The organism is Mesorhizobium sp. CNPSo 4671, assembly GCF_057784245.1.
In genome coordinates this window covers 215,046-237,162 of sequence record NZ_JBWLUW010000003.1, presented here as the reverse complement: position 1 = coordinate 237,162, position 22,117 = coordinate 215,046, and the positions used below count along the sequence as shown (strand labels likewise).

The window sequence follows — 22,117 nt, the reverse complement described above, 5'->3', positions numbered from 1 at the left end:
TTATCCCTGCGTCAGACTCCTGTGTATGCTCTCCGCAGCATCCCGCCCTTGCGCCACGGCCGAGACGGTCAGGTCGTCGCCGCCAAAGATGCAGTCGCCGCCGGCCCAGACTTTCGCCAGCGAGGTGCGCCCTTCCGCATCGACCTTGATGCGGCCGCCTTCGAGTTCGATCGCAGCGCCACTGCCATTGAGCGCGGCCGGGACAAAACTCTGGCCGATCGCCTTGAACACCTGGTCGGCGACGAGCGTCAGCGTCTCGCCCGTGCCGGCAAGCTTGTCGCCCCTAAGCGAGGTGTATTCAAGTTCGATGCCCGACACCTTGCCGGCCTCGGCGATCACCCGCTTCGGCTGCAGCCAGTGGCGGATGGTGACGCCGTTGGCGGCGGCCAGATCCTGTTCGAACTCGGAGGCGTTCATGTGCTCCTGGCCGCGCCGGTAGCAGATCGTCACCTCCTCGGCGCCGAGCAGTTTCGACTGCACGGCGGCGTCGATCGCCGTCATGCCGCCGCCAATGACGACGACGCGGCGGCCGACAGGCAGGCCGGAGAGATCGCTGGCCTGGCGCAGTTCGGCAATGAACTCCACCGCATTGGTGACGCCGGCGGCATCCTCGCCATCGGCGCGCAGCGCATTGACGCCGCCGAGCCCCATGCCGAGGAACACCGCGTCGTAATTGCGGATCAGGTCGGAGAGCTGATAGTCGCGGCCGAGCGCCTTGCCGTTCTGGATGTCGATGCCGCCGATCGCGGTGACATAGTCGACCTCGGCCTGGGCGAAATTGTCGACGCTCTTGTAGGCGGCGATGCCGTATTCGTTGAGCCCGCCAGCCTTCGGCCGCGCCTCCAGTATGGTCACGTCATGGCCATGGCGGGCGAGCCGATGCGCGGCGGCAAGGCCGGCCGGACCGGCGCCGACCACGGCGACCGTCTTTCCGGTCGGCTCCGGGCGCGGATAGAACTGCTTGTTCTCGGCCATGGCGACATCGGTGGCATAGCGCTGCAGGCGGCCGATCTGCACCGGCTTGCCTTCCGCCACCTCGCGCACGCAGACCTCTTCGCACAGCGTCTCGGTCGGGCAGACGCGGGCGCACATGCCGCCAAGGATGTTCTGGTCGAAGATGGTTTTGGCCGACCCGATCGGATTGCCGGTCGAGATCTGGCGGATGAACAGCGGAATGTCGATCGAGGTCGGGCACGCATTCATGCACGGTGCGTCGTAGCAGAAATAGCAGCGGTCGGATTCGACCAGCGCCTCATGGTGATCGAGCGGCGGATGCAGGTCGGAGAAATTGTCCGCGTACTGCTCGGCGGCAAGCCGCCCGCCGACGATACCTTCCTTGAACTGGCCGTTTGGCATTGTCAGTTCCCCATGTTTTCGTTTTGGGGAAGGCTAGCACGTTTTATTTTTTTATCAATTGGTCAATTTTCAGCGCAAGTCGCTGAAAAGGCTGAATAAAAACATGAATTTTTTACTCATGTTATGCCGTGGATGGCTGCTCTTGCCGAGGTGGATGGTCCTCGCCGGCTGGCCGGCCATGGAGTGCCCGGATCTCGTCCGCCACCAGTTGCTGCAGCCGCCACAGATTGCGGTCATGGATGCCGAACGCTTCGAGATGGCTGACCGTGTTGTAGAGATATTCGGCGCCGGAGCCGATATGGCCGCAGGCTCTGGCCAAGATGCTCGCCACTCTGTCCAGCGGCTGGCCAAGTGACGTTCCCCGCCCCTTCACGCCAACCCAGAAACCGAGCGCCCGCAGCCCGCCTTGCGCCGTATGCACCGGCAGCCACCGGACCGAACTGACGCTCTCATGGTCGCTGATCTCGCGGCGCAGCAGCCTTTCGATCTGAGCCGGCTTTTCGCCCTCCGGCAAGCGGTAGATCACCCCGTTGCAGCGTCCGCCGCGTTCGAGCGCCATCATCAGCCCCGGCTGCGCGGCGCTGCCGCGCCAGCGCACCATGTCGAGACAGAAGGAGCGGTGCCAGCCGAAGGCCGTGGCGAGCCGTTGCTCGACCGATTCGAATTCCGGTTTCCAGATCAGCGAGCCGTAGGCGAACACCCAGAGCGGCCCCTCGTCGGCTTCACCGGCAAGCCGCATGGCCAGCACCCTGAAATCCTCATCGTTCAGTTCCGTCCAACTTGGATCCGGGCCGGGATCGGCCTCTTCCCTGTGGCACAGTGCGACGAGCTCAGGCGTGAGCGACATCTGGCGTGGCAGCGACATAAGGCGCATGAACAACCCCCTTGCCGTACAGAAATCGAAAACCGCATGGCATGCAACCGGGGAACGCATGTCATGGACAGTCATTATTGTGCGGGCGGTTGTCGGATGTCCGGCTCCAGGATCGTCCTGCGGTGGATCGGACAACGATCGATGCTGAACCGTGAGGAGACCGACCATGCCGAAATCCCCGATGCCCTTCTTCTGGTACGAGCTGATGACTTCAGACCTCGACGCCGCCGAGGCCTTCTACACCAAGGTCGTCCGCTGGACGGCGCAGCCTTTCGACAAGGCGCCCGGCATGCCGCGCTACATCGTCATGAATGTTGGCGAGCGTGGCGTCGGCGGCCTGATGACGATGCCCGAGGACGCCGCCAAGATGGGCATGCCGCCCGCATGGCTTGGTTACATCCACACCAAGGACGTAGACGCCTCGACGAAAGCCTTGAAGGCGGCCGGCGGTGGCATCCACCGTGAACCCAGCGATATTCCGGGCGTCGGCCGCTTTGCCGTCGTCGCCGACCCGCAGGGCGCGACCTTTATGCTCCTGCAGCCGAACGGCCCCGACCAGCCTGTCGTGCCGGCCAGCACACCTGGCCATATAGGCTGGCACGAGCTGTACACCAGCGACTGGAAGGCCGCGTTCGACTTCTATTCCGGCCAGTTCGGCTGGGCCAATGCCGGTGATTTCGACATGGGCCCGATGGGCACCTACCAGACGTTTACGGCCGGCCCCGAATCCGGCGGCGGCATCATGAACAAGCCTGCGCAAATCCCGGCCCCGGTCTGGCAGTTCTATTTCAACGTCACCGGCATCGACGCGGCCGCAAAACGCGTCACCGACAGTGGCGGCAAGATCCTGATGGGGCCGATGGAAGTGCCCGGCGGCAGCTGGATCGTGCAATGCCAGGACCCGCAAGGCGCGCATTTCGCGCTGATGGCGCCGGTGCGCTGACGGCAAAATCACCGCTGACACGAAGCGACGGCCTTGCCTGCCGCCTTACTCCGGCGTCAGCACCGCGACCTTCAGCTCAGGCTTTTTCGCGCCACTGAACTGGACGATGGCCGGTCCGGCTGCGAGCTTGAAGCGCACGCTCTTGCGAATGCCCGGGCAGGTTTTCACGCCGCTATAACCCGCCGACTTGATGGCCTTGCCGTTCTGGATGACATCGACCCAGGCCTCACCCGACAGGCTGATCTGAATGGCCCCCTCGGCCGGGACCTCCACGCTGGCGACGGCGCCGAACGTGCCCTCCGCCGGCGCGCGCTCGGGCGGCAGGGTAAAACCAGCTTTCTCCGCCGGGACCAATGCCAGATCCGCGGCAGCGCCCACCGCCAGCTCCGCTCCAGCCGGCGTGGCAGGCGCCGCGGCAAACAGCGCCTGTTCCCGCGTCACCGGCCATTTGAAGGCCTCGCAGCCGGCGTCCTCCGCCATGGCGAAGCTGGTACCTGCAAGGAGTGCGAATAGGCTGATGACGGCTTTTTTCATGGCAAGGGAACCCACATGTTCAGAGTGTCCATATTGCTACAACCATAGCGATACAAGTGCAACCCAAGCGAGAACAATATCAAAGGGCATACCGGGAAACATTGCCAATCACCGATTGTTGATGGCACGCCATGGGAAGTGAATGGTCCATCGCCGGGCAACAATCTATGGCCGGATCGGGAGGGTGAAAATGGAGTTTTAGATGAAGCTTTTCGAAGGCCTCTTCCGATACCGACCGCAGGCGCTCGGCGTGCTGCGCATCATGACCGCGCTGCAGTTTATCGAGCATGGCAGCCAGAAACTGTTCAACTTCCCCATCAGCGCCGAGCCTCACGCCCTCAACGGGCTGACCGCGACCGCCGGCATCCTCGAATTCGCCGGCGGCATCCTGCTGGCGCTTGGCCTGTTCACTCGGCCCGTCGCGTTCCTCCTGGCCGGCGAAATGGCGATCGCCTATTTCATGGCACACTACCCGCGCGACTTCTTCCCGGCCAACAATGGCGGCGACGCGGCGATCTCCTTCTGCTTCATCTTCCTCTATCTGGTCTTCGCCGGCGCCGGCGCCTTCGCGCTGGACAATCGCAGCAAGGCCTGATGCCCCATGCGGGGGTGAGCCCTCACCCTCGCATCCGTTCGAAATTGGCATCGAACAGCGGCGCCGCCTGGATGCGCGCGGCAAGGCGCTTGCCCAGCAGCTCGATCTCGAAGCCGTCGCTCTCATCGGCGATCTCCTTCGGCACATAGCCGATGGCGACCGACTTTTTCGAGTGATGCGCGTAGCCGCCCGACGTCACCCAGCCGCGTACCGCGCCGCCGAACCAGATCGGCTCGTCGCCGATGACATCGGCGTCGTCTGCATCGACAATGAAGGCACGCAGCCGCAATTTGCCGCCTTGCTTGCGCTCGGCAAGCGCCGCCGCCTTACCGATGAAGTCCGCCTCCTTGCCATAGGCGACGAAGCGGTCGAGCCCGGCTTCGAGCGGCCCGTAGATCGGCCGGTATTCGCGTCCCCATGAGCCGTAATTCTTCTCCAGCCTGAGCGCATTCAGGGCACGCGAGCCGAACAGGCCGATGCCGAATTCTTCGCCCGCCGCCATCAGCGCATGATAGGCCGCGCGCTGATATTCGGGCACCACCCAGATCTCGTAACCGAGATCGCCGGTGTAGCTGACGCGGCCGACCAGGCACGGCGCCATGCCGATATCCATCCTAGCCACCGCCATGAAGGGAAACGCCGCGTTCGAAACATCGGCGCGACTGACCTTGGCCAGCACCTCCCGCGCCTTCGGCCCCGCGATCGCAAGGCCGGTGAGTTTCGCGCCCACCGCCTCGATCTGGACCGAACCGTCCCCAGGCAGATGCGCCTCGAACCAGCGCATATGGTACTGCTCGGCAATGCCGGAGCCGGCAAGGAACCAGCCATCGCTGCCCAGATTGGCCAGCGTGAAATCGCCGATCAGTCTGCCATCTTCTTTCAGCATCGGCGCCAGCGTCATGCGGCCGGGTTTCGGCAGTTTGCAGGCGAGCAGGCGGTCGAGCCAGGCAGCAGCGCCCTCGCCCGTCACCTTGTATTTGGCAAAGCTCGAAATCTCCGCCAGGCCGACGCCGTCGCGGACCGTCGCAACCTCGCTTGCAACATGGGTGAAATCGCTGGAGCGCCGCCAGGAGAACTCGTCCTTGATGCCTTCCGGCGCATACCAGAGCGGCACTTCCAGCCCATAGGCGACGCCAAACTGCGCACCCTTGGCCGACAGAAGATCGTAGACCGGCGTCGTCTTCAGCGGCCGTCCGGCGGGCAGTTCCTCATTGGGGAAGCGGATCGAAAAGCGCCTGGAATAGTTTTCGCGCACCTTGGCGTTGGTGTAGGCCATCGTCGCCCAGTCGCCATAGCGCGCCACATCCATGGCCCAGATGTCGGCGCCGGGGTCGCCCTCGATCATCCAGTTGGACAGCGCCAGCCCGACGCCGCCGCCCTGTGAAAAGCCGGCCATGACGCCGCAGGCGACCCAGAAGCCCGGCAGGCCGCGCACCGGCCCGACCAGCGGATTGCCGTCGGGCGCGAAGGTGAAGGGCCCGTTGATGATCTGCTTAATGCCGGTGTGCTGGAAAGCCGGGAAGTGGCGGAAGCCGACTTCGAGCGACGGCGCGATGCGGTCGATGTCCGGCTCGAGCAGTTCATGGCCGAAATTCCATGGTGTCTGGTGTTCCGACCACGGCTTGTTGGCCTTCTCGTAGGTGCCCATCAGCATGCCGCCGCGTTCCTGGCGCAGATAGAGCTCGCCGTCGAAATCGACGGCGTGGATGATCTCCGTACCCGTCTTGGCGTTCCAGGCGGCGACTTCCGGCATGTCCTCGGTGATCAGGTACATGTGCTCCATGGCCAGCACCGGCAGTTCGAGCCCGACCATGCGGCCGACCTCGCGCGCCCACAGGCCGCCGGCATTGACGACATGTTCAGCCACCACCTCGCCCTTGTTGGTGATGACGTGCCACAGCCCGTCGGGCCGCCGCACAATGTCCTCGACCTTGGTGAAGCGCTCGACCTCGGCGCCGAGTTTTCGCGCGGCCTTGGCATAGGCGTGGGTGACGCCAGAGGGATCGAGATGGCCATCCTCCTTGTTGCGGACAGCGCCGACGAACTGCTTGGGATCGAGCAGCGGCATGATTTCAGCCGCCTCGTTCGGCGAGATCACTTCCAGGTCGATGCCGAGATAGCGGCCCTTGGCGACGACACCGCGCAGCCAGTCCAGCCGCGCCTCGGTCGCGGCGAGCAGCACGCCGCCGGTCAGGTGCACGCCGGTTGCCTGTCCAGACAGCTCCTCGATCTCCTTGTAGAGGCTGATCGTGTATTTCTGCAGCTTAGCGACATTGGGATCGCCATTGATCGTGTGCATGCCGCCCGCCGCATGCCAGGTCGAGCCGGATGTCAGCTCGTCGCGCTCCAGCAGCACCACGTCGGTCCAGCCATGGCGGGCAAGATGGAACAGCACGGAACACCCGACGACCCCGCCGCCGATGACCACGACCTTTGCATGCGATTTCATGAGGTTTTTCTCGTTAATTCAGTGTGTTGGATTGGCGAGATGAATCGGCACGGGAAGCGCCAGGCACCCCCCTATGTCCTGCCGGACATCTCCCCCTCAAGGGGGGAGATTAGCAGTGGCAACCTAGCTGCCCACCTTTCAACGCTGGCGATTGGCGAAAGCAAATGTAACAGCCGATCTCCCCCCTTGAGGGGGAGATGCCCGGCAGGGCAGAGAGGGGTGCCGCGCGCCGACGCTAAAGAACTCACGGCTCGCCCTGCCCGATCGCTTCCTTGCGCCTGGCGACATAGGCCTCCAGCGCCTCACGCACGGCGATATCCATCGCCGGCTCGACATAGTCCTCCAGCGCCTTCTTCCAGAGCCGCGTCGCGCGCGCTGTCGCATCGAGCCCACCGGCCTCCTGCCAGGCCTCGTAATTCTGCCAGTTGGACAGCATCGGCTGGTAGAAGGCGGTGGTGTAACGTTCCAGCGTGTGCGGCTCGCCGAAGAAATGGCCGCCGGTCGGCACCGCGCCCAGCGCCTCGACGGCAAGCTCCGCCTCGTCGACCACGATCGGTCGCAGGAACTCCATCATGTGCTGGATCATCTCGACATCGATAATGAATTTTTCGAACGACGCCGTCAGCCCGCCCTCCTGCCAGCCGGCGGCATGATAGACGAGGTTGCCATGGCCAAGCACCGCGCCCCACAGCGCCATCAGCGTCTCATAGGCGCCTTGCGCGTCCGCCGCGTTGGAGGCCGAGCCGGGTGTTGTCCGGTAAGGCAGCTCATAGCGCCGCGCCAATTGCCCCGAGGCGATGTTGGCCTTGGTGTTTTCCGGCGTGCCGAAGGCCGGCGCGCCGGACTTCATGTCGACATTGGAGGTGAAGGCGCCATACATCACCGGCGCCCCAGGCCGCACCAGCTGCGTCAGCACGACGCCGAACAGCGCCTCGGCATTCTGTTGCGCCAAGGCACCCGCCAGCGTCACCGGGCTCATCGCTCCCATCAGCGTGAACGGGGTCACCGCCACCGACTGGCCGAATTCGGCCATGGTCATCAGCCCCTCGGCCATCATCTCGTCGAAGCGGCGCGGCGAGTTGACCGAGATGATGGTGGCGATGCCCGGATCGTCGCGCATCTGGTCCAGCGTCAGCCCGCGCGCGATCGCCATCATCTCGATGCCGTCGAGCGCCCTGCCCCGGCCGATCGCCGAGACATGGAAACTCTTATCGGTCAGCGTCAGATTGGTGAAGTAGGTGTCGAGATGGCGCGAATTGGCCGGCAGCTCGACCGGCGCGCAGACCTGGTTGCCGAGCATGTGGACGCAGTTGAAATGCTGCGCCAGCCGGGTGAGATCGGCATAGTCGCGCAAATTTCCGGCGCGGCGGCCGCGTTCCATGTCATGCACATTGGGCGGCCCGGCAACCAGCGTGAAATTGATGGTGTTGCCGCCAAGATAGATCGTGTTGGACGGGTTGCGGGGCGTCAGCGTATAGCTGGACCGCGTCGTCTTCAGCGCCTCGGCGACCATGCCACGATCGATGCGGACATTCGCCGAGGCGTGATCAACCACAGCACCCGCCTTCTCGAACAGCGACAGCGCCCTCGGGCTCATTACCTCGATGCCGAAATTTTCCAATATATGCATCGATGCCTGGTGGATCGCCTCGATCTGGTCGGGCGACAGCAACGCCATCGGTGGATAGGGATTGGTCACGCGCCTTTGCGGCAGTTGTGGGATGGGCGCTGGCCCCCGGTTGCTGGTGCGCTCGGCGCCGCGCTTGCGTCTTGGTTCATTCATGCCAAGCATCAAAGCCTTGGCAGGTCGGACGAGCTGTCAGAAATACGCCGTTTACAGGCGTGATTTTAGCCAAGGCGGCATTTTCACAGCGCGTCTTTATAAAAAGCGACATTTGGCGTCGGAATATCGATACAGCATTTTCCCGAGCGCTCGCGCTGGCGAGGCGTTAACGGCGACAGCAAGATTCCCTTTATGATTTCGGCCTATTGCTCATCCAATGCGTAGGTCGAGTTTTAGTAAAATTGTAGCGGTTGGCGTGTTGCTGGCACTTTCGGCCTGCGCGACCGCGCCCAGCCACATCAACAATGTCTGTGCCGTCTTCGACCAGAATGATGGCTGGTTCGACAACTGGCAGTCGGCGGCCGAACGCGCCTCTCGGACATACGGCGTCCCCGTGCCGGTGCTGATGGCGACGGTGCGCAAGGAATCCGGCTTCAAAAGCAACGCCCGGCCGCCGCGCACCAAGCTGTTCGGCTTCATTCCCTGGAAGCACGTGTCCTCGGCCACCGGCTTCTCGCAGGCGCTCGACGGCACATGGTCGCAATATCAGCGCGAAACCGGCAATTGGGCGGCGCGGCGCACCAAATTCGCCGACGCCGTCGATTTCGTCGGCTGGTATCATTCCAAGACAGCAGATACCTACGGCGTCGCGCGCAACGACACCTACAATCTCTACCTCGCCTACTATCTCGGCTGGACCGCCTATGGCCGCGGCAATCGTGGCGACGCCGGCGTGCAGGGTTACGCCCGGGCCACCGACAAGATGGCGCGTGACTACGACGCGCAGCTACGGCAATGCGGAAACTAGCGCCGTCCCGGGTCAGTGTCGCCTTGTCGTATCTTTCGGCTTTTTAACACCGGTTTCGGAGGACTCGTCGCTTACTTTGTGGCGACGGGCTCGCATCCCAGCCTGGCCCTGCTCCACAGCATCGCCGATCGCGTCCGCTTCCGCGGTCGACGATTTGCCACGCGGCCGGTTGGGCGCTGTTCCTGTCGAACCCAGCCCAGTGCCGTGGGCATCTTCCGGCACGCCCTCGTGGGCCGCATGCTCCTTGTCGAACTTGATCACCGGCTCCATCTTGGCCAGCACGTCGTCGGCCAGCCAGCACAGACTCATATGGCCGTCGCCGAGATGCTTGACCGGCGGAACCTTGGTCTCGCACAGATTGTCCGGCACCAGCTTCTTGTAGCCGCAGCGTGTCTGGAACGGGCAGCCGGACGGCGGGTTCATCGCCGAAGGAATGTCGCCTTCCAGCACAATGTGCTTCTTGACCACGCTGGTGTCCGCGATCGGGATCGCCGACAGCAGCGCCTCGGTATAGGGGTGATAGGGCGGCGCGAAGATCTGGTCGGTCGTGCCTTGTTCGACGATGTAGCCCAGATACATGACGACGACGCGGTCGGCGATGTAGCGCACGACCGACAGATCGTGGCTGATGAACAGCATCGTCGTCTTGTTCTTGCGCTGGATGTCCATCAACAGTTCGGTCACCGCCGCCTGCACCGACACGTCGAGCGCCGAGACCGGCTCGTCCGCCACCACCACCTTGGCATCGCCGGCAAAGGCGCGCGCCACGCCGATGCGCTGCTTCTGGCCACCGGACAGCTGGCGCGGCTTGCGCGTCTCGAAGGCGCGCGGCAGCTTCACCAGGTCGAGCAGTTCGAGCATACGCTTGCGGCGGTCGGCGACCGTCTTGCCGACGTTGAATTTCTCAAGCGTGCGGATGATCTGCGAGCCGACCGAATGGCTGGGGTTCAGCGTGTCGAACGGGTTCTGGAACACCATCTGGATCGACGACACGGTTTCGACGCTGCGGCTCTCGATGCCGGTCGACTGGATCTGCTTGTTGCCCAGCGTGACTGTGCCTGAACTCGCCGTCTCTAGTCCGAGCAGCACCTTGGCCAGCGTCGACTTTCCGCAGCCGGATTCACCGACGATGGCGACGGTCTCGGATTCGCGCGCCATGAAGGAGATCGTCTCGTTGGCCTTGACGACGCGGCCCTCGCTCGAGCCGAACACCTCGCTGCCGCCGACTTTGTAGTATTTCCGCAGATCCTCGATCTTGAGCACCGGCGCGCCGGGCACGACGCGCTCATTGACCTTCTTGGCGCCGGGCGGCAGCGCCTCCCAGTCGATCTCGTTGAAGCGCACGCAGCGCGAGAAATGGCCCTCGTGGCCGGCGACCTCGATCATCGGGATTTCGGCGGCGTTGCAGACGCCCTCGACGAAATGGTGGCAACGCGGACCGAAATTGCAGCCCTTGGGCCGCTCATGCGGCAGCGGCAACTGGCCGGGAATGGCAATCAGCGGCCGCGAGTTCTTGTCGGCGCCCGGCAGCGGGATCGAACGGAACAGCCCTTGCGTATAGGGATGGCGCATCCGGTCGAACACGTCCTTGATCTTGCCGGTCTCCACCGCCTCGCCCGAATACATCACGGTGATGCGGTCGCAGGTTTCCAGGATGAGGCCGAGATTGTGCGACACGAAGATCATCGACGTGCCGAATTTTTCGCCCAGCCCTTTGACCAGTTCGACGATGCCCGCCTCCACCGTCACGTCGAGCGCCGTCGTCGGCTCGTCGAGCAGAAGCAGCGCCGGCTTCGACAGCAGCGCCATGGCAATGACGATGCGCTGCTGCTGGCCGCCGGAGAGCTGATGCGGGTACGAGCGCATCATGCGCTCGGGATCGGGAAGCTTGACCGCGCGCACCATTTCGAGCGAGCGTTTGTAGGCCTCTTCCTTCGACACCTTGTCATGGATCAGCGGCACTTCCATCAACTGCTGGCCGACCTTCATCGCCGGATTGAGGCTGGCCATCGGCTCCTGGTAGATCATCGCGATCTTATTGCCACGGATGGCGCGCAGCTCCTCGTCGGAGAGCTCGCCCATGTCCTTGCCCTGGAACTTGATCTTGCCGCCGACGATCTTCCCGATGTTGGAGAGGTCGCGCATGATGCCGAGCGACACGGTCGACTTGCCGCAGCCCGATTCACCGACAATGCCCATCGCTTCGCCAGGCATGACCGTGCAGGAAAAATCCATGACGGCCGGTATCTCGCCCTTGCGGGTGAAAAAGGAGATCGACAGGTTTTCGATCTCGATGATCGGCTCTGCGGGATTTCGAACTGCCTCGTTCATGGGTCGCTCCAATCCAAATTCTACCAGATGCGGGCCAGAGCCCGTCAATCAGTCTTTCATCGATTGTTCGCGCAGCGAGTCGGCGAGCAGGTTCAAGCCCAGCACGAACGACATCAGCGCGATCGTCGGCGGCAGCGCCGGGTGGATGAAGGAACGCAGCAGCCGACTGGCATCCTTGATCGCCGTGCCCCAGTCGGGGCTTTCCGGCGCCAGGCCGAGGCCGAAATAACCGAGCGTGCCGAGCAGAATCGTCGTGTAGCCGATGCGCAGGCAGGCATCGACGATCAGCGGTCCGCGCGCATTGGGCAGGATCTCCCACAGCATGATGTACCAGGGCGATTCACCGCGCGTCTGCGCCGCCGCCACATAGTCGCGTGTCTTGATGTCCATCACCAGGCCGCGCACGATGCGGAACACGCCGGGGCTGGAGGCGAACACCACCGCCACGAAGATGTTCAACTGGTTGGGGTCGATGTGGACGATGTGCAGCGGGTCCCTGTCGAAGACAAGGCCGAGGTAGATCCAGCCGCCGATGATCAGCGTCAGGCCGAGCAGGATGTAGATCCGGTCCGGCCGGTTCTTGAAGCGTGTCCAGAACAGCACGCAGAAGAAAATGATCGGAAACAGGAAGAAGACGCCGGCCAGCGCGTAGGGGATCGGCGTGTCCATGATCCCCGGCGTCACCAGGAGGTAGAACAACAGGATGACCGGGAAGGCCAGCACGAGATTGGCCAGGAACGACAGCACGGTGTCGATCTTGCCGCCGTAATAGCCGGCCGGCAGGCCGAGCGTGATGCCGACCATGAGCGCGAAACCGGTCGCCGCCGGAGCGATGATCAGCACGATCTGGCTGCCATAGACCATGCGCGAAAACACGTCGCGGGCCAGCTTGTCGCCGCCGAACAGATAGACCAGCCCCGATTGCGGCTCGATGGCGCCGGGCAGCGTGTCCTTCATGGCGGGGATCTGCGCCAGCGGATCGAAAGGCGAGATGGTCGAGGCGAAGATCGCCGTGAACAGCCAGAACAGGCAGATGAAGACACCCGCTATGCCGACGCCGCTGTCGAACAATTGGCCGTAGAGCGCGAGCTTCTTCTTGTAGGCGAAGCTCGCCCCCATGACGATGACGAGCGCGATCCACACCGGCCAGAAGCGCGAAAGCACTTCGAGGATGATGGTAAAGGCGCCGATATATTGGACCTGCATCCGCTTCGTCCCCTACTGAACCCTGATACGCGGATTGAGAAACGCGTAGCCGACATCGGAAATGAGCTGCGTGATCAAGACGATGAACACCGAGACCAGCGAGCAGCCAAGCAAAAGGTCGATGTCGTTGTTGCCGGCAGCTTCGACCAGCGTGTAGCCGAAGCCCTGGTAGCGGAACATCACCTCGACGATGACGACACCGGTGAGCAGCCAGGGGAACTGCAGCATGATGACCGTGAAAGGCGCGATCAGCGCGTTGCGCAACGCATGCTTGACCACCACACTGCCGAAGGAGAGGCCCTTCAACCGGGCAGTGCGGATATATTGCTGCGTCATGACCTCGACCATCGAGGCACGCGTCATGCGCGCGATATAGCCGATGCCGTAGATCGCCAGCGTCATCACCGGCAGCGTGAAGTTGTAGAAGGTGATGCCTTGGCTGGCGGACGCCGCCGACCCGTTCAGCCAGCCGAGCCATGAGGCGAAGATGACGGTGAAGATGACCCCCGACACATATTCAGGCGTCGCCGTCGAGGCGATGGATGCGACGGACAGCACCCGGTCGGTTCGCGAACCCTCGCGCATGCCGGCCAGGATGCCTATCAGGAGCGAGATCGGAACCATGACCGCCAGCACCCAGAACATCAGGATGCCGGTCGCGCCAAGTGCCGGAAACAGCTTGGAGGCCACCGTCGCCTTGAATTTGGTCGAGCAGCCGAAATCGCCTTCCAGGACGCCGGCGAAAGTCGGCACCACGGGATCGTTGCAGAAGGTGAAGCGCTGCGCCGGCTTGCCGGTCGCCGGATCGGTCACCGGCTGCTTGGGCAGGACGCCGAGCCACTGGCCGTAACGGATGAAGAAATTCTGCCGGTAGCCATGCTCGACCAGCCAGCTCTCGAGCTGCTCGGCCGATGTGTGCATTTCGGTCTGGCTGATCGCCAGCTTCTTCAGATTGGGCTCGAGGTTGATCAGGAAGAAGACGATCATCGTCAGGCACAGCATCGTCAATGCCATGGTGCCGAGACGCCTGATAATGAAAGAAAGCATGGCGGCCCCCTGCCGACGGGGTTGGGGTTTGAGCCGGCTCCAAGCCTTGTCCACCGTTGCCGGCGGGCTGGCTGTCAGACAGGCCCTCGGATGCAATCAGCGCCTGATTTATTGCATGACCTTGTCCGGGGAGTCCGCAATTTTTTTGCAGTGCACACTCGCGGCTTCAGATCGCTGCAAGAGAACGAGGGGAAAGGGGCGGCGCCCCTTCCCCCTTCGATCCGGATCAGGCCTCGTCGAGCCAGACCTTGCCGTAGTCGTGCTCATAGGTCGGATGCATCTTGTAGTTCTGCACCGCCTTGACCGAGTGGCTGAAGAGCTTGCGCCAGTACGGCTGGATGATGATGCCGGAATCCTGCAGGATCTGCTCGATATCCTTCATCATCTCCTTGCGCTTGGCGGCATCGGCGACCGAAAGCGCTGCGTTGAGCTTGGCATCCCAGTCGGGATTAGACCAGGCTGCCTCGTTCCAGGCTTCGCCGGTGCGGTAGGCGATGGCCAGAACCTGGACGCCGAGCGGGCGCATGTTCCAGTTGGTCATCGACAGCGGATACTTCGTCCAGTCGTTCCAGAACGTCGAGCCTGGCAGCACGGTGCGCTTCACCTTGATGCCAGCGTCGCGCAATTGCGCGGCAATGGCGTCGCCGGTGTTCTTGTGCCAGTCCTCATCGACAGTGATCAGTTCGTGCTCGAAGTCGGCCTGGCCGGCTTCCGCCATCAGTGCCTTCGCCTTGGCCGGATCGCGCTTGATCTTCGGCAGTTCGAAATATTCCGGATGAATGGCGCAGACATGGTGGTTCTCGGCGACAGTGCCGGCATTGCCGTAGCCAAGCTGGAGAACGACGGCGTTGTCGACACCGAGCTGCAGCGCCTGACGCACCTTCTGGTTGTCGTAGGGCTTGTTCTTGATGTTGGTGCGGCAGACGATGGTCGCCGCGGTCACCACTTCCGACTTCACCAGGTTCATGCCGTCGAGGATCGACACGTAGTCGGCCGAGGTCTCGAAGTTGGTGTGCACTTCGCCGGCTTCGAAGGCACTGACCATGGCAGCCGGATCGGTGCCGTAGTCGATGAACTCGATACCGTCGAGGAACACCTCGCCGTCCCACCACTTGTCGTCGGCACGGCGCTTATAGACCACCTTCTGGCCGACATCGTAGGAGACGAGTTCGAACGGTCCGGTGCCGATCGGGCAGGATTTGAAATCGCCACCCTTCTCATCGAAGCTCTTGTGGACGATGAGACCGGGATAGTCGCACATGTTCGGGATGAGCGCGATGTCGGGCTTGGTGAGCTTCAGCACGACCGTATGATCGTCCTTCTTGGTCACTGCGCTTTCGTCGAGCTTGTCGTCCTTGACCAGCGAGCCGAGGCGGCCGGGCATGGAATTGCCTTCGGCTTTCTTGTCGGCCCAGCGCTTCAGGTTGAAGATGACATCGTCGGCGGTGAACGCATCGCCGTTGTTCCAGGTGACGCCCTTGCGCACATGCAGCGTGTATTCGGTGGCGTCGTCATTGACGTCCCAGCTTTCCAGGAGATAGGGACGGAACGTGTATTCGGTGGTGTACTTGACCAGCGGCTCGAGCGCCTGGCGCTCGGCATCCGCGATTTCCGACCAGTCGGCCTTGCGCGGATCCTTCGGATCCTTGATCCATTGCGCGACCTTCAGCGTGCCGCCTTTCTTGCCCTTCACGTCCTCTGCCTTGGCCGGCGTCGGATCGGCGAGGCCGAGCAGGCCGTAGGCCATGGCCGTCGAGGCGCCGAAAACACTGGCCATCGCGAGAAATTCGCGGCGGTCCACATTGCCTGCCTTGGCTTCTTCGGCCATGGCCAGGATGTGATCCGGAACGCGATCGCCATTACTCTTGTAGATCGTCATGACTTAACTCCCATTGTTGGCTTTCCGCCTTTTAACATTCCGCATCCACGCCATGATGTCAAAGACAGCGTGGGATGGGAACATGTTAGCGAATGTGCAACTTTGGAAGGGGGGCGGTTCGCGTGATAACGACAGTCTTGACGCAAATTTGCTAGTGCGCCCAGATTTCGCCTAAATCTCTTTTTGGCGATTAAACTGAGACATTTAGACCAGTTACGACAGCACCAGTCTCGGCCATGGTGAGGGCCAGCCCCTCAATATTCCTTTTCGTAGAAGATGCCGCCCTTGGCCTCGCCGGCGTCCGTCGCCTCGCCACGCAATTTGACGCCGCGCCCGACATTGAGGTCGATGGTCGCCTTGCCCGAACCTGGTTTGTCACCCTTCTGGATGGTCACATAGGTACGGTCGTTGAGGTATTTGCCGGCCGAGACCGCCGTGCCGCCCTGGCTGTCCGTCGTCACGTCGAGATCGTCGACACCGATGGCGCTGCGCAGGTTTTCAAGCAGCGAGGTCGATCCGCCAACGCCGGCCAGCTGCGCGGCGGCTTCGGCCAGTTGCGCGATCTGCAGCGGTGACAGGTTCGACATCGACCGCCCAAAGATCAGTTGCGCCAGCACCTCGTCCTCGGGCAGTGCCGGCACCGAGGAGAAGGTGAATTTCGGATTGGTCGCCTCGCCCGACACCACGATGGTGACGGTGGCGCTGGTCGTCGTCGTGGTCGCGGTCAGGTTGAGGTAGGGCACCAGCGAGCCGGAGAACCCGACCGTGCCTTCGGTGAAGGTCAGCCGCTTGCCGAGGATCGACAGCCGGCCGCGCTGCAGGGTGAAGGTGCCGACCGCCTGCGGCGACGAGGCCGGGCCGGTCAGCCTGAGCGAGCCGCCGAGTTCGGCATCGACACCCCTGCCCTGGATGAAGATCTGGTTCGGCGCGTTGACAGTGACGTCGAGCGCAAGCCCGCTGCCGCCGCTCTTGCCTGATGTCGTCGCCGGACGCAGCGCCTTGTCCTGCGCCCTGACGGCGCCGGGCGCGTTCTTGTGCTTGACGTCCAGAGCCGAGAGCGAGCCGGGCAATTTATCCGGAACCGTGATAACGGTCTTGGCGAGATTGACGGTGCCGGCAACCACCGGTGCCGATGTCAGCGGCCCCTTGATCGTCAGGTCGCCGCCGAGATTGGCGGTCACCACGCGTCCATCCGTATAGCGCCCGTCGGTGAGCTTGATCGAGAGGTCGGCCGGAAAACCTTGCGCCGGGTTGATGCCGACCGTGCCGCTGGCCGACAGGCTGCCGCGCGTCGACAAGGTTCCGGTCAGCCGGTTGATCCTGGCGACGCCGCCGCCGATCGAGACGTCGGCCGTGAGATCGTTGACGGCCAGCCCCGAGCGCGCATCGACGAGCCGCGCACCGGAAGTGTTGACGCTGCCGCCGATGACGGGCGATGTCGCCGGACCGCGCACCTGGACATTGACATTGGCCGTTCCCGTCAGCGCCAGGCCCTGCGCGGCAAGCTTCTGGCTGAGCAGGCCGAACGGTACGGCGCCATTGAAGTCGAGCACCAGCGCCGGCGTGCCCGCCGTCGTCACCGTGCCGCCGCCCTTGAGGCCAAGGCCGGCGCCGTCGCTGACGTTGGCGTTGAAAGTCAGCTTGTTGCCGGCAAAGGTGCCGGAGGAGGATACGCTCACCGCGCCGACACCGGCACCTCGGGTTTGCGACGTCTGCACGCCTGCCGCATCGATATTGAAGGCAACTGCAGGGTTTGCCGGCGCGCCCGTCACCTTCACCGTGCCGGAAATCGAACCGGCGGCGTCGAGGCCCGGCGAGAACGTGTTGGCAAGCGACATCGGCACCTTCGCCAGCGTCGCATTGATATCGAGCGCCTGCCCGACCTTGCCGGTGACCGTCGCCGTGCCGCCGCCAAGGTTGAGCACCAGCCGGTCCAGCGTTGTCGTGCCGTTGGCGATGCTGACCGTCGAGGCCTGGGCGATGGCCGCCTTGATGCCCTGGACGGTCGCCTGGCCGGAAGCGAGCTCGATGGTGGTGGTGCCGTTGGCCACCTTCACCCGGCCAGCCGCCTTGGCCGGAATGCCCTTGACCGTGGCGCCACCGGAAAAGCCGGTCCAGTCGCCGTCGCGCTTAAGATCGACATCGATGCCGCTGATCACGGTGCCACCCGACGTGACAGTGTCGGCGCGGATCTTGCCCGAGATCACCGGTGCGGCGAGATAGTTGGCGATCAGCGCGTCGATGGAAACCGCCTTCGCCCGGAGATCGCCGCGCGTGATCGAAGCGGTGGCCGCCTTGATGGCGACCTGGGGTGCCGCGCCATTCCTGGTGAAGGCGATCGTGCCGCGCACGTCGCCCTCCGCCTTTTCCAGCGCCAGTGCGGCGAGCGGGCCGATATCGGGCAGGTCGAGCGAGATGGTGCCCTCAGGCACGAATTTGTCGTCAAGCGCCAGATCGCCCGAGATCTTGTTCTTGCCCAGCGACAACAACAGGCCGTTGATGGCGCTCTTGCCGTCCGCCGTCGCCAGCACCGCGCTGCCTTGCAAGGCCTGTCCCGCGACATTGCCGGTCAGCTGCACATTCGCCGCCGGGTTGGCGGCATCCGCCTTGCCGGTGGCGATGAGCTTCAGTCCGGTGATCTCGCGCTCCGCCACCAGCAGCCGATCGCTATTGACCGTCAGCGACAGGTCAGGCGCCATGGCCGGCCCCTGAGCATTCACTGTGAAGGCGATGGCGCCCTTGGCGTCTTTGGACAACAGCGAGATGTCGGCGAGAGCGCCGGTGATGTCGGCAGCCAGCTTGTTGTCGGCAAGGCTCGCCTGCCCCTGCGCGGTCAGCGCGCCCGAGACCAGCTTCAGCCCATCGACATTGATACTGCCATTGGGGTCACGCTTCAGCGTGGCGCTGATCTGCGCGCGTTCGCCAAGCATGCCGCGCGCCGCCGCCGGCAAGGCCGATGACGGGGCATCCGCACTCAGCGTGAGGTTGATAGCGCCATCGCGCAACGACACCTGGCCGGCGACCTGGCTGTTCAGCGCATCGCTCTTGAGCGAGCCGCTGTCGATGGCGACGCCGTCCGACGTCAGCCGGGCGTTCAGCGCGGCCGTCACCTTGCCGGCGATGAGCGGTGCGATGGCGGCATTGTCGAGACCGACCTTGTCCACCGACACCGTACCGGAAACCGGTCCGGCACGATTCTTGAGATCGAACGCGTCCGAATGCAGCACCAAGACAAGCCCGTCCACTCTCGCCGGGCTGGTGGTCACTGAAGGCAGGATGGCGGAGACATCCAGGCGGGCCTGCGTGCTCTCGCCCGCCACCTTTGCCGACAAGGACTTGACCTCCATCTTGACCGGGCTCTCAGCACTGCCGACCGTCAGCGGCAGGCTGGGGCCGGATGAGGTGAGATCCAGCGCAAAATCGCTGGCGCCGTTGGGATTGATGGTACCCGAAGCCGTGCCGGAGATCTTGTCACCGGTCAGCGTCGCATGGTCGAGGGCGACTCCGCCAGTCAAGGTATAGCTGCCGGCCGCATCGACAGCGAGTGGCCCGAGCCCGGCCTGACGGGTCTGGCTGGTTTCGGCGCCGGCAAGCTGCGCATCGAACCGGACTTCGGGGGTGGCCGGCGTTCCAGTCACTTGCGCGGTGCCACCGAGCGTACCCGCGGCATCGAGCCCGGCCACAAAATCATTGGCCAGGGCCGCCGGCAACGCCGAGACTTTTGCCGCAAGATCGAGCGTCTGGCCAGCGGCGCCAGACAGCGTCACCGAACCGCCACCGACATCGAGCGCCAGTTTTTCGATGCTGGTCGTGCCATTGGCGATGGTCAGGGTCGAGGGTTCAGCGATTGCCGCCTTGATGCCGCGAACCGTCGCTTCGCCCGAGGCGATCTCGACACTGGTGGTGCCCTGAGCGATCTTGACCCGGCCGGCCGCTGTCGCCGGAATGCCCGCGATCGTCGCGCCGCCAGTGAAATTGGTCCAGTCGCCGTCGCGCTTCAGGTCGACGCCGATGCCGCTGACTTCGGTGGCGCCCGAGGTGACGCTGTCGGCCTTGATGGTGCCCGAAATCGCCGGCGCCTTGAGATAGTTGGCTATCAGCGCGTTGACGGCGATCGTCTTGGCCGTCACCTCGCCGCGCGCGATCGAGGTGCTCTTGGCATCGATGGTGACGGAGGGCGCCTCGCCGTCCTTGGCGAAGTTGATGGTGCCGTTGATGTCACCCGTCACCTGCTGGCCGGCGAGTGCCGCCAACTGGTCGATTGCCGGTGCCGCCAGCGTCAACGTGCCGAGCGGCATGAACTTGTCATCCAGCGCCAGGTCGCCCGAGACCTTGTTGTCGCCCAGCGAGACCAGGAAACCTTTGATCGAGCGCTTGCCCTCGCTCGTCACCAGCGCCGCCTTGACGTCGAGCGGCTGGTCGTTGACGGCACCGGTCAGCGAAACATCGGCCGAAGGGCTGGCTATGTCGGCCTTGCCGCTTGCCGTCAGCTTGATCGCCTTCACCGTCCGGCCCGAGGCCGTCAGGCTGTCGCTGTCGGCGGAGACGGTGAAATCCGGAGCCGAGCGTGGGCCGCTTGCCGACAGCGCGAAATCGACACCGCCGGCAACCGGCACGCCCACCATCGGCGACAGCACCGAAACGTCGCCCAGCGTACCCTTGATGTCGGCCTGGATGTCGCTGCCCTGCGCGCTGGCGGTGCCGCTGGCGCTCAGCGAACCGGAGGTCAACGAGATCGAATTGGCGGCAAAGGCCCCCTGCGGATCGCGCGTCGCGGCGGCCGAGAATTTCACCCGCTCGCCGAGCACCGAGCTGATCTGCGGCGGCAAGGCGGTCGACACGGCGTCGGCATTCATCTTGAGTTGCATCGACAGGTCGGCGAGCGCCACCGTCATGGTCAGCGAAGCGTTGAGCGCATCGGAGCGCAGCGTGCCCTGGTCTATTGCGATGGCGTCCTTGCTCAGCGATCCCCCGAGGTCGACGTCGACCTTGCCGGTGATCAGCGGCGCTAGCGTCGCCACGTCGGTCTTCAGGCCACCCGCGGTCAGCTTGACGGCAAACGGCCCGGCGCGGTTCTGGATGTCGAAGCCGTCGGAATGGATCTGCGCCGCAAGATCGTTGAGCTGGGTGCCGCCCGCCACCACCGAAACCAGCGAGGCACCGATGTCGATGATCGGCGCCTTGCCGTCGCCAAAGGCGCGGGCGGTGATGTTCCGGATAACCACCGTGATCGGCTGTGCTGCATTGCCCACGGTGATCGGCACAGGTGCGCCTTTGGCGGCAATTTCAACCGACAAATCGCTGGCGCCGGCCGGGTCGGCTATGCCGGTCGCAGTACCATGGATGGCATCGCTTTCGATGCTGGCCCGGTCGACACTGATGCCGCCAGCTGTCGTGGCGGTGCCGGCGACATCGAAGCTGGTCTTGCCGGCAAACAGCGGCCGCAGATTTTCCGGCAGGAAAGGCGCGAACTGGCCGTCGCCTTTGGCCTCGACGTGATTGCCCTTGTCGGTGAGTTGATGACGGCCCGTCAGCTGCGTGACGATCTTGCCGTCGACCATGAATGTGGCAATGCCGTTCCAGTTGGCAAGCGGTCCCGTGCCGGAGACGGCTATGTCGACCGGCGGCGTGTCGGGCAGCTTGAGCAGATTGGCGATGATGCCGCCTGCCGGCTCCGACGCCTTGAGGTCGAGGTCGAGCCTGTTGTCATCCGGCGCGAAGTGGATCTTGGCGTCGACATTGCCTTGCTTGCCGTCATGGCGGGTGACGTTGAGCGTCGTTTCGACCGCCAGCGGCGCGGCATCGGCCTTGAGCATTCCCTTGGCGGCGAGTTCGGCGATGCCGCTGCCGGCCAGCTGCTGGCCAAGGGCGATTTCCGGCAGGTCGATCTCTCTGATGTCGATGGAAACCGGCAGCGTCGTCGCGCCGCCACTCGGCGCCGGCGGCTGCGTGCCGGCCACCGGCAGGCGTGCCAGTTCGATGCGCTCGGCCGCGATGCGGTCGGCGGAGAAGCTTTTCGACAAAAGCGAAAGCGGCGACCAGTCGACGGCGACCTTGCGTGCCACCAGCCAGGCGCCCTGGCGGTCTTCCAGCACCACATGATCGACGCTGAGCGCGCCCGACCAGATGCCGTCAATGCCACTGACGGTGACCTTGCGGTCGTCGTTGGAGGCCAGCCGCGAAATGATGCCGGCGAGATTGTCGCGTCCGCGCTCGGTCTTGGTCAGCACAACCAGTGCGCCAATCGCGCCCGCGACCGCGATCAGCAGCGTGTAAAGAAGAATGCGAAGGATGCGCCGGACCGTCTTCATG

At 63.9% G+C, this 22,117-nt stretch carries 13 protein-coding genes; 3 read left to right on the top strand and 10 right to left on the bottom strand.

Going from position 1 to position 22,117, the window contains the following annotated elements; all coding sequences use genetic code 11:
* Complete coding sequence (locus AC04SF_RS09305) at positions 1 to 1,356, bottom strand: NAD(P)-dependent oxidoreductase (RefSeq protein WP_488477539.1); 1,356 nt, start codon at positions 1,354 to 1,356, stop codon at positions 1 to 3.
* Positions 1,357 to 1,477: 121 nt separating this feature from the next.
* Positions 1,478 to 2,230 carry a gamma-glutamylcyclotransferase gene (locus tag AC04SF_RS09300; protein ID WP_488477538.1) on the bottom strand — a complete coding sequence of 251 codons (753 nt, stop codon included), beginning with the start codon at positions 2,228 to 2,230 and terminating at the stop codon, positions 1,478 to 1,480.
* A gap of 166 nt (positions 2,231 to 2,396) precedes the next feature.
* Between AC04SF_RS09300 and AC04SF_RS09295 the strand changes: the two genes are divergently transcribed.
* Positions 2,397 to 3,173, top strand: coding sequence for a VOC family protein (locus tag AC04SF_RS09295; protein ID WP_488477537.1), 777 nt, complete (start codon positions 2,397 to 2,399; stop codon positions 3,171 to 3,173).
* Between the two features lie 45 nt (positions 3,174 to 3,218).
* On the opposite strand, the gene AC04SF_RS09290 is transcribed toward AC04SF_RS09295, so the two are convergent.
* Positions 3,219 to 3,707, bottom strand: a complete 489-nt coding sequence (locus AC04SF_RS09290; protein ID WP_488477536.1) for a hypothetical protein — start codon at positions 3,705 to 3,707, stop codon at positions 3,219 to 3,221.
* A gap of 202 nt (positions 3,708 to 3,909) precedes the next feature.
* Here AC04SF_RS09290 and AC04SF_RS09285 point away from each other — a divergent pair, with 202 nt between their 5' ends.
* A complete protein-coding gene (locus tag AC04SF_RS09285) occupies positions 3,910 to 4,302 on the top strand; it encodes a DoxX family protein (RefSeq protein ID WP_488477535.1) in 393 nt (130 codons plus the stop codon).
* Between the two features lie 22 nt (positions 4,303 to 4,324).
* Here the strand turns inward: AC04SF_RS09285 and AC04SF_RS09280 are convergent, their stop codons facing one another.
* On the bottom strand, positions 4,325 to 6,751 hold the full coding sequence (locus AC04SF_RS09280; protein WP_488477534.1) for a GcvT family protein: 2,427 nt from the start codon (positions 6,749 to 6,751) through the stop codon (positions 4,325 to 4,327).
* Between the two features lie 244 nt (positions 6,752 to 6,995).
* Positions 6,996 to 8,534, bottom strand: coding sequence for a trimethylamine methyltransferase family protein (locus AC04SF_RS09275; RefSeq protein WP_488477533.1), 1,539 nt, complete (start codon positions 8,532 to 8,534; stop codon positions 6,996 to 6,998).
* Positions 8,535 to 8,751: 217 nt separating this feature from the next.
* On the opposite strand from AC04SF_RS09275, the gene AC04SF_RS09270 reads away from it, so the two are divergent.
* Positions 8,752 to 9,342 (top strand): transglycosylase SLT domain-containing protein, encoded by a 591-nt coding sequence (locus tag AC04SF_RS09270; protein WP_488477532.1) that lies wholly within the window; start codon positions 8,752 to 8,754, stop codon positions 9,340 to 9,342.
* Between the two features lie 12 nt (positions 9,343 to 9,354).
* On the opposite strand, the gene AC04SF_RS09265 is transcribed toward AC04SF_RS09270, so the two are convergent.
* The 5 genes from AC04SF_RS09265 to AC04SF_RS09245 all read right to left on the bottom strand — a co-directional run bounded on the left by AC04SF_RS09265 (position 9,355) and on the right by AC04SF_RS09245 (position 22,116).
* Positions 9,355 to 11,673, bottom strand: coding sequence for a dipeptide ABC transporter ATP-binding protein (locus tag AC04SF_RS09265; RefSeq protein ID WP_488477531.1), 2,319 nt, complete (start codon positions 11,671 to 11,673; stop codon positions 9,355 to 9,357).
* Between the two features lie 48 nt (positions 11,674 to 11,721).
* Positions 11,722 to 12,879, bottom strand: coding sequence for an ABC transporter permease (locus AC04SF_RS09260; protein WP_096447590.1), 1,158 nt, complete (start codon positions 12,877 to 12,879; stop codon positions 11,722 to 11,724).
* A 12-nt stretch (positions 12,880 to 12,891) separates the two neighbouring features.
* Entirely contained in the window at positions 12,892 to 13,926 is a 1,035-nt protein-coding gene (locus AC04SF_RS09255) for an ABC transporter permease (protein WP_096447592.1), read from the bottom strand.
* A gap of 226 nt (positions 13,927 to 14,152) precedes the next feature.
* Positions 14,153 to 15,805: an ABC transporter substrate-binding protein gene (locus AC04SF_RS09250; protein ID WP_096447594.1), complete on the bottom strand. Its 1,653-nt coding sequence runs from the start codon at positions 15,803 to 15,805 to the stop codon at positions 14,153 to 14,155.
* Positions 15,806 to 16,059: 254 nt separating this feature from the next.
* The gene (locus tag AC04SF_RS09245; protein ID WP_488477530.1) at positions 16,060 to 22,116 is read right to left on the bottom strand and encodes a translocation/assembly module TamB domain-containing protein; all 6,057 of its coding nucleotides are present in this window, start codon (positions 22,114 to 22,116) and stop codon (positions 16,060 to 16,062) included.
* Between the last annotated feature and the right edge of the window lies 1 nt (position 22,117).

Bases quoted from the DNA above. Each gene is read 5' to 3' on its own strand.
- AC04SF_RS09290 (WP_488477536.1), bottom strand. From the start codon at position 3,707: ATGAAAAAAGCCGTCATCAGCCTATTCGCACTCCTTGCAGGTACCAGC.
- AC04SF_RS09285 (WP_488477535.1), top strand. From the start codon at position 3,910: ATGAAGCTTTTCGAAGGCCTCTTCCGATACCGACCGCAGGCGCTCGGC.
- AC04SF_RS09260 (WP_096447590.1), bottom strand. From the start codon at position 12,879: ATGCAGGTCCAATATATCGGCGCCTTTACCATCATCCTCGAAGTGCTT.
- AC04SF_RS09275 (WP_488477533.1), bottom strand. From the start codon at position 8,534: ATGAATGAACCAAGACGCAAGCGCGGCGCCGAGCGCACCAGCAACCGG.
- AC04SF_RS09300 (WP_488477538.1), bottom strand. From the start codon at position 2,230: ATGCGCCTTATGTCGCTGCCACGCCAGATGTCGCTCACGCCTGAGCTC.
- AC04SF_RS09265 (WP_488477531.1), bottom strand. From the start codon at position 11,673: ATGAACGAGGCAGTTCGAAATCCCGCAGAGCCGATCATCGAGATCGAA.
- AC04SF_RS09270 (WP_488477532.1), top strand. From the start codon at position 8,752: ATGCGTAGGTCGAGTTTTAGTAAAATTGTAGCGGTTGGCGTGTTGCTG.
- AC04SF_RS09245 (WP_488477530.1), bottom strand. From the start codon at position 22,116: ATGAAGACGGTCCGGCGCATCCTTCGCATTCTTCTTTACACGCTGCTG.
- AC04SF_RS09305 (WP_488477539.1), bottom strand. From the start codon at position 1,356: ATGCCAAACGGCCAGTTCAAGGAAGGTATCGTCGGCGGGCGGCTTGCC.
- AC04SF_RS09295 (WP_488477537.1), top strand. From the start codon at position 2,397: ATGCCGAAATCCCCGATGCCCTTCTTCTGGTACGAGCTGATGACTTCA.
- AC04SF_RS09250 (WP_096447594.1), bottom strand. From the start codon at position 15,805: ATGACGATCTACAAGAGTAATGGCGATCGCGTTCCGGATCACATCCTG.
- AC04SF_RS09280 (WP_488477534.1), bottom strand. From the start codon at position 6,751: ATGAAATCGCATGCAAAGGTCGTGGTCATCGGCGGCGGGGTCGTCGGG.
- AC04SF_RS09255 (WP_096447592.1), bottom strand. From the start codon at position 13,926: ATGCTTTCTTTCATTATCAGGCGTCTCGGCACCATGGCATTGACGATG.